The organism is Methanophagales archaeon, from assembly GCA_021159465.1.
Lineage (GTDB): Archaea > Halobacteriota > Syntropharchaeia > Alkanophagales > Methanospirareceae > G60ANME1.
On record JAGGRR010000013.1, the window covers coordinates 1 to 9,190 of the forward strand.

Genomic DNA, 9,190 nt, shown 5'->3' on the forward strand with positions numbered 1-9,190 from the left:
TCTATCCTCTTCTTCTCTTCAGTCAACTTGCAGCGGCGGTACGAGTACGAGCACGATACTTCGGATGATACTTCTTTATTATGTGCTCATCAATACGCTTGAGCTCTCCTTCTGGCAGTGTTGCAAGTAAATCCCAGCCAATGTCCAGTGTCTCTTCTATACTCCGCTCCTCGTTCTTACCCTGCGTGACAAACCTCTTCTCAAAGACATCTGCGAACTCCAAGTATTTCCTATCTCTGCTTGTTAATGCCTCTTCGCCCACCACTGCTACCAGGTCACGCATATCTCGTCCTTCCGCATAGCCTGCATATAGCTGATTCGATACGCCCGCGTGGTCTTCTCTCGTCCTCCCTGGTCCTATACCCTCATCCATCAACCTGGATAGCGACGGTAATACATCCACAGGTGGATATATACCACGCCTATGCAGGTCTCGCGATAGAACAAACTGACCTTCGGTTATATAGCCCGTCAGATCTGGTATGGGATGCGTTATGTCGTCATCTGGCATACTCAGTATTGGTATCTGCGTAATTGACCCTTTACGTCCCTTTATTCGACCTGCTCGTTCGTAAATCGTTGATAGATCGGTGTACATGTAGCCCGGATAGCCACGCCTGCCCGGTACCTCCTCGCGTGCCGCAGAAATCTCTCGCAATGCCTCACAGTAGTTCGTCATGTCTGTAAGAATCACCAGTATGTGCATATCATACTCATATGCAAGGAACTCGGCAGTTGTCAACGCCATTCGAGGTGTTATCACTCGTTCAATTGCGGGGTCATCCGCGAGATTGATGAATGCAACTATACGTTCGATTGCACCTGTGCGTTCGAAATCGCGAATAAAGAAAGAAGCTTCCTCATGTGTAATCCCCATTGCAGCAAATACAACCGAAAACGGCTCTCCGGTCGTCAATACCTTCGCCTGCCTTGCTATCTGAGCAGCAAGGGCGTTATGCGGCATACCCGCACCTGAGAATATCGGTAACTTCTGACCCCGCACAAGTGTGTTCATGCCATCAATGGTGGATATCCCGGTCTGTATGAATTCACGTGGATAATCTCGCGCAGTGGGATTTATCGCAGCACCAATGATAGACAGTCGCTCCTCCGCAATCACCTCCGGTCCTCCATCACGCGGATTGCCCAGACCATCGAAGAACCGTCCAACCATATCCTGCGCAACACTTATTCGCATAATATCGCCGGTGAATCTCACCCGAGTCCTTGATGTGTCTATGCCGGAAGTGCCCTCGAAGACCTGTACCACAGCAAGTCCCCTGCTCGCTTCCAGCACCTGTCCCGTCTTCTCTTCACCCTCCGGCGTTACTACTTTCACCACCTCTCCGTATGACACGCCCTCTACTCCTTCCACCACAATTAAAGGACCTGCTGCCTCTTTTATCGTGGTGTATTCCCTTGCCGATATATCTACCGCCATTTATTTTATTCACCCCCTTCTCTTTACGAACCTGAACTATGCTTCATCAAAGCCTCAAATTCTTCTTTCATATCTCGCATTATATCCTCATATTTAGCCCTGAACTCCTCGTTCTTTATATACTTCATCCTCGCTATTGCATCCTTTATTCGCATCAATTCCACTCTCTCCATGGCTATACCACGCTCTATCGCTTCCTTCGCATTGTCATACCACTGCAGAATCACCTTCGCCATCAAATACTGCTTCTCCAATGTGCAGTAAGAATCAACTTCATGATATGCGTTCTGTTGCAGGAAATCTTCCCTTATCATTCGTGCCACTTCCAGGGTACACCTCTCGCGTGGCGGTAGCGCATCGGCACCAACAAGCTGCACTATCTCCTGTAATTCCGCCTCCTTCTGCAATAAACTCATCATCTCCTCACGCTGCTCCATGAAGTCAGGAGCTCCGAATTTCGCGAACCAATCGCGGAGATACCCGATATAAAGTGAATAGCTACGTAACCAGCTTATAGCGGGGAAATGCCGCCTATCTGCTAAGGAGGAGTCAAGTGCCCAGAAATCTCCGACCACACGCAGTGTATTCTGCGTTACAGGCTCTGAGAAATCGCCTCCAGGCGGTGAAACTGCTCCGACCACCGTAACAGACCCTATTCGGTCTTCCTGTGGTGAGCACAAAGTTCTTACGCGTCCCGCTCTTTCATAGAAATCCGACAATCGCGCCGCCAAATACGCAGGATAGCCCTCTTCGCCCGGCATCTCCTCCAATCTGCCCGAGATCTCTCGCAACGCTTCCGCCCATCTCGATGTGGAATCCGCCTGTATCGCCACATCATAGCCCATATCACGATAATACTCCGCGATAGTGATTCCTGTATAAATAGATGCTTCCCTGGCTGCTACCGGCATATTTGAGGTGTTCGCAATGAGTGTGGACCGCTCCATCAGTGTTTCACCTGTATGCGGATCAATGAGTTTAGGGAAATCTTCCAGCACTTCGGTCATCTCATTACCACGTTCACCACACCCGATATAAACAATAACCTGAGAATCAGCCCAGCGTGCTAATTGATGCTGCATGACCGTCTTTCCGGTACCAAAACCGCCCGGGATAGCGCCCGTGCCACCTTTCGCTATCGGGAAGAAGGTATCATTGATACGTTGCCCTGTGAGTAATGGTACATCAGGGTCCAGTTTCTCCTTATACGGACGCCCCTTTCTCACAGGCCAGCTCTGCATCATCTTCAATTCCACTTCGCCTGTATCCGTCTCCACACGCCCTATACATTCATTGACCGTGAATTCGCCCTCATTGAGCTCTATAAGCTTACCCTTCACACCTGGTGGTACCATAATCCTGTGCTCTATCACCTTCGTCTCCTGAACAGTACCAAGGATATCACCACCTTCTATCTCGCGTCCTTCCTCCGCTTTTGCTGTGAATTTCCATCTCTTAGCACGATCAAGTGCCTCTACATACACTCCCCTCTCTATATAATCACCCACCTTCGCCTTTATGGCTTCCAGAGGTCTCTGCACACCGTCATAAAAGTTCTTTAAGAGCCCGGGTCCGAGCTCGACAGATAGAGGCGAGCCTGTTTTTATCACCGGTTCCCCGGGCTTCAAGCCCGCTGTATCCTCATACACCTGAATATACGCAAGGTCTCCATCCAGCCTTATCGTCTCGCCCAGCAAACCCTCTTCTCCTACCTTTATCACCTCGTACATCTCACAGCCACGCATATCATCGGCAACAACCAGAGGACCCGCAATCTTCATTATCTCTCCCATCTCCTCTCCACTCCTTCTTCTCCTATTCCTATAATATCCTATAATACAATTGAAGAACTGAGTGATTTAATAATCCTATCTTTTATTTCTTTTATTTGCTCTATCGCCGCCCCACCTTTATCTACCGGCGCCTTACCTTCCATGTCCGCCTCTATCAATGCCCTATCATAGGGTATAACCCCCAGCAGAGGTATGCCCAGTTCCTTCAATCGCTCTTTTATCTCCGCCACCATCCCTGAATCCGTAGCTTTGTTAATCACTCCCGCAAACCGGTTTATACCGATGTCCTCGCCAAGTTTCTTTATTCGCCCCACTGTCTCCACCGACCTCATCCCTGGCTCCACAACCGTCAGCATCAGGTCTACCCCGCTTGCTGTTCCACGCCCTAAATGCTCTATTCCTGCCTCCATATCCATTATAACCATGTTCTCCCTGAATATCACATGACGTAGCAAAGCGCGAAGAAATGCACTCTCAGGACATATACACCCGCTACCACCTCGTTCCACCGTACCCATCACCACCAGAACGACACCATCAGGTCCAATAGCTCCATATCTATCTATTATGTCATCTACCTTTGGATTCAGCTTGTAGACACCATAGCCCGAATATGCTTTTGTTCGTTCATAGATCAAGTCTTTGAGGTCAGATACAGGGGCAGGATTCGTCTTTATGCCTAATGCGAATCTTAAATTCATAGCAGGGTCTGCATCAACCGCAATAACTCTATGCCCTTCCTTCGCTATGAGCCGGGCGAGAGTACCTGCAACTGTTGTCTTTCCCACACCGCCCTTACCGCCAACCGCTATCTTCAGCTTCTGTTCATGCATGTTCGCTTTCCTTACGTTATCAATTATCATATATAATGGAATATGGAGAATAATGGTAATAGAGAAAAAGAGAAACTTGAAGTGTTGCGTGAGCGAATATCAGAGCGAGGTAATTTAATCGTTGCTTTCTCTGGCGGTGTAGACAGTGGTCTGCTGCTCGCAGTCGCTCATGAAGTGCTGGCTGATAACGTTCTTGCTGTGACAATAGCCACAGAACTCACTCCCGATAGGGATTTGAAGTCAATAAAAAAAATACTCGCTTACTTTAACTCCAACTCCAGCATACGACATAAGATTGTGCATCTCTCGCTGCTTAGCGATGAAGAATTCGTAGCGAATACTCGTGACAGGTGTTACTACTGTAAGAGACGTTTTAGTCTGTTATTAAAGCAAATAGCAGCCGACGAGGGAATAGCAACAGTTGCAGAAGGTGTTACTGCATCTGATTACCACGAATACAGATACAGGCACAGACCTGGCATAGCAGCATCCCGGGAATCCGGGCTGTGGCATCCCCTCGCGGAAGTAGGCATAACAAAGTCCGAAGTGAGAGCAATAGCGAAGGAGATAGGGCTTCCGTTCTGGAATAAACCCTCAAATGCGTGCTTAGCGACAAGGATAGCTTATGGCGAGAGGATAACGAGTGATAAACTGGAGATGATAGAGAATGCGGAGAATATCCTCTTAGATGCTGGCTTCTCCCAGCTCAGGGTTCGGCTGCACTGCGATGGGATAGCAAGGATAGAGCTGGTGAGGGATGAACTTCCGCGGCTATTCAATCTAAAACAGCTTGAATATCTTAGCATGGAACTGAAGAAGCTCGGTTTCCGCTACATCACCATAGACCCTGAGGGATACCGAAGTGGAAGTATGGATGATACTGATACTGATACAGGATGATTATTATATTAGAAAACCAATCATGAAGATGAAGATGAGGATATGAAGATTATGAGAGAGATGGGAGAAGAATACACGTTACGTGAGTATATTTATTCGCTCAGGTTCTATATCTTATTCATCGTCGTCTTTTTCATCTCTTCCGCTATCGTTGGATATCTTGGCTTCCTCAATGAGTTATTTAGTGCGGCTCTCCAATATATACAGCAACTGAGTGAAAACGTGAAGGGCTTCTCAGATTCATATCCCCCATGGGTATCATTCCTCCTGTTCTTCTTCGTTATATTCCTGAATAACGCCTTTACATGCTTCATTGATATCCTCTCTGGACCTTTAGTAGGTATAGTCCCGCTCTTCTCCGCGTTCGTCAACGGTGGAATTGTTGGGTGGTTTGTACAGAAGGAGGGGGCAATTGTTCTCATTGCGATCATACCGCATGGGGTATTTGAGATACCAGCTTTCTTGATTTCTGCTGCTATTGGCTTGAGACTGGGCAGGGAGGTCTTCCGAAGTAGAGATGAGCGGGATTTGGGAGGCGAGATGAAAAGAGGCTTGTGGGTATTTCTCACACTTATATTCCCGCTTCTTCTCATTGCCGCTATTATTGAATCAGCACTGATCACATTACTACCACTGGTTGTTAAATGAAGAGAAGTATCTATCAAGTTGAAGCAGGTTATAGGTGATAGGTAGGGTAGCTAAGTAACCAAGCTAATGCAATACTGAGCTGACCATGAGAGTTCAGGAAGGTGTGTACTGGTACAGGGAGAAAGGACCGTTCGACGCGAACACATACGTGATAAAGGATGAACTCACACTCCTGATAGACCCCGGGCTGAAGGATTATCTCAAACTGCGAATCAAGGAGATGGCTAAGGACCGAGTGACCAAAGTTGATATCGTAATGATAACGCATCTCCATCCAGACCATTACGATGCAATAGAGGCATTGAAAGAAGCTTATAACGCCAGGGTAGCATTGCATTCCTCGCAATTAGAATATCTCGATGTCATGATAGAAGAGGTATCGCGATTATTCTCTATGCCACACAGGCTTGATTTCAAGGTTGATAAGGAGATAAAGGATGTATTGAGATTAGGGAAGCGGGAATTGAAGATACTACATACTCCCGGGCATTCACCGGAGAGTATATGCTTTTACTCGCCCACTGATATGTTCCTGATATCGGGTGACCTGGTGTTTGAGCATAGTGTAGGGAGGACAGACCTGCCTTTTGGTAATAACCAAGCGCTGAGAGAATCCATTCATCAGATAGCTCTACTGGAGACTGAGCTCCTGCTACCTGGTCATGGTCGTATAATAAAAGGGCGAGCTAATATAAAGCGTAACTATGAGTTCATAAAGGAGTTCTACCTGTAATATCTCCAATTGCTCATTTATGGGTTCTTTGGATTTGGATATGCAATGCAAAGTTCTTTTACCGAAACCGAATTTTGTGCAGAGTGAATTTATTTTATTTCTTAGTTCAGGTCCCCAGGGTCTGTTATTCGCCCGGTGATAGCAGAAGCGGCTACTACTGCGGGATTCGCAAGATATACCTCAGAATCCTTATGCCCCATCCGACCTATGAAGTTTCGGTTTGTTGTGCTTATGCAGCGCTCACCCTTTGCGAGTACACCCAGATAGCCACCCAGGCATGCACCGCAGGTAGCGCTACAGACAAATGCACCAGCATCCACGAATATACTTATTAAACCCTCTTCAAGCGCCTGCTTCAGCACCTTCTCACTCGCGGGCACCACAATCATCCGCACATCGGGACTCACCTTCTTGCCCTTCAATATCGCAGCAGCAGCTCTTAAATCCTCTATCCTGCCGTTTGTACAAGAACCTAAGTACGCCTGATCTATAGTGACATCCAGCTCGCTCGCAGGTACAGTATTAGCAGGTGAGAATGGCTTTGCAACTGTAGGGACTATCTCTGATGCATCATACTCAAATATAGCTTCATATTCGCTATCGCTGTCGCTACCCTCGTCCGCATACACAGGTTTATAATCTCCTCTCACTCGGTTACGCAGGAATCTGAATACCTTCTCATCGGGTGGTATGATTCCCGCTTTAGCACCCGCTTCTACTGCCATATTCGCAATTGTTATCCTGTCAGACAGGCTTAAATGAGTTATTGTAGAGCCATAGAACTCCATTGACCTGTATAGTGACCCTGAAACGCCTATATCGCCTATGATATGCAGGATTATATCCTTGCCCGTTACGTATTCCCTGAGATTGCCATCAATAACGAACTTCTGTGTTGCCGGTACTTTGAACCATAATCTACCGGTAGCCATTGCCGCACCCGCCTCTGTTGAGCCCACACCGGTAGAGAAAGCGCCGAGGGCGCCATAAGAGCATGTATGGGAATCCGCACCTATTATCAACCTGCCGGGAGCTACAAAACCTTCTTCTATCATTACCTGATGGCATATCCCGCCTTTACCTATCTCGTAATAGTTCGTGATGTTGTATCTACGGGCATAATCCCGCAACGCCTTCGCCTGCTCCGCTGAGGCTATATCCTTGTTTGGCACATAATGGTCCTGTACAATAACCACTTTATCCCTCTTCGGCTCATCCGCATTTGCATTTGCATTTGCATTCTCGTTTGCATTCTCAAGTTCTGCAAGGACTTCAAATGCGGGCACACCTGTTATATCGTTCACCATTATGTAATCAACCTCACGTTCCACTATCTCGCCTGCTTCACCATCCAGTATCTTCTCTGCTATCGTAGCCATTTATCCTTATCCCTCTATCCTTCTATCCTTCTATCCTCCTATCCTTCGCACAAACTCCTCCACAACCTCCAGTGGTAATTCAACCTCGCTATATGATGAACTATTTAGCGCGACCCATGAGTTCAAAGCAGTGCATATCGCCAATATCCTGTCAGCATCGAGTGTCTCACCAATTATAAACTCGATTATAGGCTCTATATTCGATATCCTGATCTCATACATAGCTTCTATTACACCTAAAAGCTCTTTTATATGCATACGCGCCTTCGATTCCTCTTCTTCCATAACCATCTATACAAATACGAAGAAATAAATAATCTCATAGTATAAAAGGATATATCCTCATAGAGTGACGGAAAAATTTATCATTACTGACCGATTATAATTAGGATATGCTATGAATGAACGAATATATATACTATATCACGGATCGTTTGGTGAGTTGGTAACCGAGCACTTAGCTACAAGCGAATTCGCAGACCGGATTGTTGGGTTCTATGACCTCAAAGTCGCATCTGTATCACTTGACGAGCCAGAGCGAGATATGCCAGATGATATACCACTGCCAGAATGTGACCTGCTACTTGTGCTTGGGATACTGCCCAAAGCTGGGGACCTCGTGCCTATCATTGTAGATAAGACGTGTGCGAAGGCGGTTCTGTGGCCTATTGAGGACCCAAACCTGATACCCGAGGGTAGATATTCAATAGAGGAGGAACTGAAGAATAAGGGTGTGCATGTAGAATTCCCGGAACCGTTCTGCGCACTGGAGCGAAGCGATAATGAACTGGTGAATTCTTTCGCTTCCGCATTTGGTAAACCCAGGTTTGAATTGAAGGTTAACGATAAGAAGAAGATAATCGAGGTGGCAAAAGTCATCAGAGACACACCTTGTGGTTCAGCATCAAAAATCGCTCCGAGACTCGCTGGACTCGCATACAACGATTTGAAGTCACTTGAGGAGCAAGTCGGACAGATGCATGATAACGAATGCGTGGCGTATATGGGTCCTGACAGACCGATAATGCAGCATGCGGGTGAATTACTGATTAAAGCACTGAAAGATGCATTGCCTGAATCATAAAAATAAAAATAAAAAGGGGTATAAAAAATCCCCCTTCTAAATCTCTTAACTTTTGTTTTGTTCTTGCTCTTGCTCTTCTTCCCTACTTCTTCCTTCTCAGTACTACGTACACGACTGCAATCGCAATCAAGCTCGCAATAGTGAATAGCGCTTCGTAACCCGGTATGGGCTTCGGTGTTGGTGTTGGTGTAGCGGGTGCTGGTGTCGGTACAGGTGTAGGTTTAACTGTGGGTTTCGGTGTTGGTGATACAACCGGCGCTGTTGTGGGTGCTGGTGTTGCTGGCATTAACGCCTTACATGCGGCGCATTCCGGATTGGGATCGCACGGGTCCTTAGGATCGGTACCCTGCAGCATCTCCTCTATGTCAGTGATGCCGTC

General features: G+C 47.0%; 10 protein-coding genes. 4 read left to right on the forward strand and 6 right to left on the reverse strand.

What is annotated here, in order from left to right; translation table 11 throughout:
- Positions 1-22 precede the first annotated feature (22 nt).
- From J7J01_00300 to J7J01_00310, 3 genes are read right to left on the reverse strand one after another with little or no spacing between them, the layout of a single operon-like run.
- Complete coding sequence (locus J7J01_00300) at positions 23-1,441, reverse strand: V-type ATP synthase subunit B (protein MCD6209333.1); 1,419 nt, start codon at positions 1,439-1,441, stop codon at positions 23-25.
- Positions 1,442-1,464: 23 nt separating this feature from the next.
- Complete coding sequence (locus tag J7J01_00305; protein MCD6209334.1) at positions 1,465-3,234, reverse strand: V-type ATP synthase subunit A; 1,770 nt, start codon at positions 3,232-3,234, stop codon at positions 1,465-1,467.
- A gap of 38 nt (positions 3,235-3,272) precedes the next feature.
- Complete coding sequence (locus tag J7J01_00310; GenBank protein ID MCD6209335.1) at positions 3,273-4,067, reverse strand: AAA family ATPase; 795 nt, start codon at positions 4,065-4,067, stop codon at positions 3,273-3,275.
- 42 nt (positions 4,068-4,109) lie between these two features.
- Between J7J01_00310 and larE the strand changes: the two genes are divergently transcribed.
- The 3 genes from larE to J7J01_00325 all read left to right on the forward strand — a co-directional run bounded on the left by larE (position 4,110) and on the right by J7J01_00325 (position 6,348).
- Positions 4,110-4,967: an ATP-dependent sacrificial sulfur transferase LarE gene (gene larE, locus J7J01_00315; protein ID MCD6209336.1), complete on the forward strand. Its 858-nt coding sequence runs from the start codon at positions 4,110-4,112 to the stop codon at positions 4,965-4,967.
- Between the two features lie 42 nt (positions 4,968-5,009).
- Positions 5,010-5,615: a stage II sporulation protein M gene (locus J7J01_00320; GenBank protein ID MCD6209337.1), complete on the forward strand. Its 606-nt coding sequence runs from the start codon at positions 5,010-5,012 to the stop codon at positions 5,613-5,615.
- An 85-nt stretch (positions 5,616-5,700) separates the two neighbouring features.
- A complete protein-coding gene (locus tag J7J01_00325; GenBank protein MCD6209338.1) occupies positions 5,701-6,348 on the forward strand; it encodes an MBL fold metallo-hydrolase in 648 nt (215 codons plus the stop codon).
- Positions 6,349-6,449: 101 nt separating this feature from the next.
- On the opposite strand, the gene J7J01_00330 is transcribed toward J7J01_00325, so the two are convergent.
- Together J7J01_00330 and J7J01_00335 are read right to left on the reverse strand one after the other, a co-directional pair.
- Complete coding sequence (locus J7J01_00330) at positions 6,450-7,727, reverse strand: 3-isopropylmalate dehydratase large subunit (GenBank protein ID MCD6209339.1); 1,278 nt, start codon at positions 7,725-7,727, stop codon at positions 6,450-6,452.
- 30 nt (positions 7,728-7,757) lie between these two features.
- Positions 7,758-8,012, reverse strand: a complete 255-nt coding sequence (locus J7J01_00335) for a hypothetical protein (GenBank protein ID MCD6209340.1) — start codon at positions 8,010-8,012, stop codon at positions 7,758-7,760.
- A gap of 112 nt (positions 8,013-8,124) precedes the next feature.
- On the opposite strand from J7J01_00335, the gene J7J01_00340 reads away from it, so the two are divergent.
- Positions 8,125-8,811: a hypothetical protein gene (locus J7J01_00340; protein ID MCD6209341.1), complete on the forward strand. Its 687-nt coding sequence runs from the start codon at positions 8,125-8,127 to the stop codon at positions 8,809-8,811.
- Between the two features lie 82 nt (positions 8,812-8,893).
- Here the strand turns inward: J7J01_00340 and J7J01_00345 are convergent.
- Positions 8,894-9,190, reverse strand: a 297-nt coding sequence (locus J7J01_00345) for a hypothetical protein (protein ID MCD6209342.1), incomplete at its 5' end; no start/stop codon positions are given.